Source organism: Chitinasiproducens palmae (assembly GCF_900095735.1).
GTDB lineage: Bacteria > Pseudomonadota > Gammaproteobacteria > Burkholderiales > Burkholderiaceae > Chitinasiproducens > Chitinasiproducens palmae.
Genome location: NZ_FNLO01000030.1, coordinates 1 through 1,202 on the forward strand (window position 1 = coordinate 1; position 1,202 = coordinate 1,202).

A 1,202-nucleotide genomic window follows, 5' to 3' on the forward strand; every position below is an offset into this window, starting at 1 on the left:
TGATTGGTTGCATCGGGCATTGCAGCTCCTAGGTTGCGTTGTGAGGCACTTGCCTCGCGTTGAGGCCCCGCGCCTCGCTCGACGAATTCGCAGGGGTAGAAAATCGGTTCGGCCGGGGAACCGTCGGCGCTGCGGATGACAGCACCTGCATCGGCGCCTACCGGCACTAGAGAAATTTCGATCGGCTCCCAATCCATCGCGCGGTAGATCCAGTCGGTATTGCCTTCGGTGCCCGGCGGGATCATCTCGTAGCGGTACACACGGACGCCCACCGAGACATTGCGCAGAATCCTGTCGAGCACGTCTTGAAAATACGGCTCGACCTCGTCGCGCTTCGAGAAGCGCAGCGACGCCGTGCCGGTGCCCTTCGCCTGGTCCAGGTCCGCGCGGTCGACAACGCCGAGGACCGAGCCAAGTCCCCAGCTGCTATGGCAATTGAGCAGTGGCGCGGAACCGGACGCGAGGCGATCCATACGCACCGTGACGCCAACACCGCATCCCAATTCCTCGATGTACATGCGATCGCGCGCGGAGTCGTACCGGCGCACTTTTGCGCCCGTCGTCCAGGTGCATTCGACGCTGCGTTGGTCTGCGTCAACAGTTGAGACCGGCATAAGCCGCGTGACCATCTCCGCACTGCTTGCATCCGGTCGTCGCGCCGGCGCGTTGCTCGCTTGGGGCATTGCTGACCCTCCAAATGAAAAAGCCCGCTCGCGGCGGGCTTAGGTGTTGGTGGCAGGCGTTCGCCTGGTTGCTGTCCTTGTCTTCGGCGGCGGATCGGTGGCGATCTCGTCGTTCATCGTCTCGACGTCGTAGCCGAGCTGTCGCTGGCCCTCTTGTCGACTAATCAGCCCCGCGTCAATCAAGGCGATGAGCGCCTTGACTTCCTTTAGCGGATCGGTCATTTCGATACGCGGCGCGGTCCAGTCACGAGCGCATGCCGCTTTCCTGGTCAAACCGGCAACGTAGGCCACAGAGACGAACCGGTCGGCGACGCAGTTAAGGAAGAGTGGAATGAAGATCAACCACTGCTCCTGCTCAACGATCCGCTTGAACTCCATTTTCGCCAATCGCCCACTGGTGAAGTTAACCTGCGAGTAGTCGCCGGTGAATTGCTCATAGGTCAAGCCACAGGCGGCGGCAATCGCCCGCAGCTCGATGCGGCAATGCTCCTCGTAGCCGTTACCGGCCATCGGCGCGGC

General features: G+C 62.0%; 1 protein-coding gene and 1 pseudogene. Both read right to left on the reverse strand.

Features of this window, described 5'->3' with window-relative positions:
* Positions 1-683, reverse strand: a pseudogene (locus BLU54_RS22980) (prohead protease/major capsid protein fusion protein); the annotation flags it as partial.
* 39 nt (positions 684-722) lie between these two features.
* A partial coding sequence (locus BLU54_RS22985) for a phage portal protein (RefSeq protein WP_139169811.1) occupies positions 723-1,202 on the reverse strand: 480 nt, incomplete at its 5' end.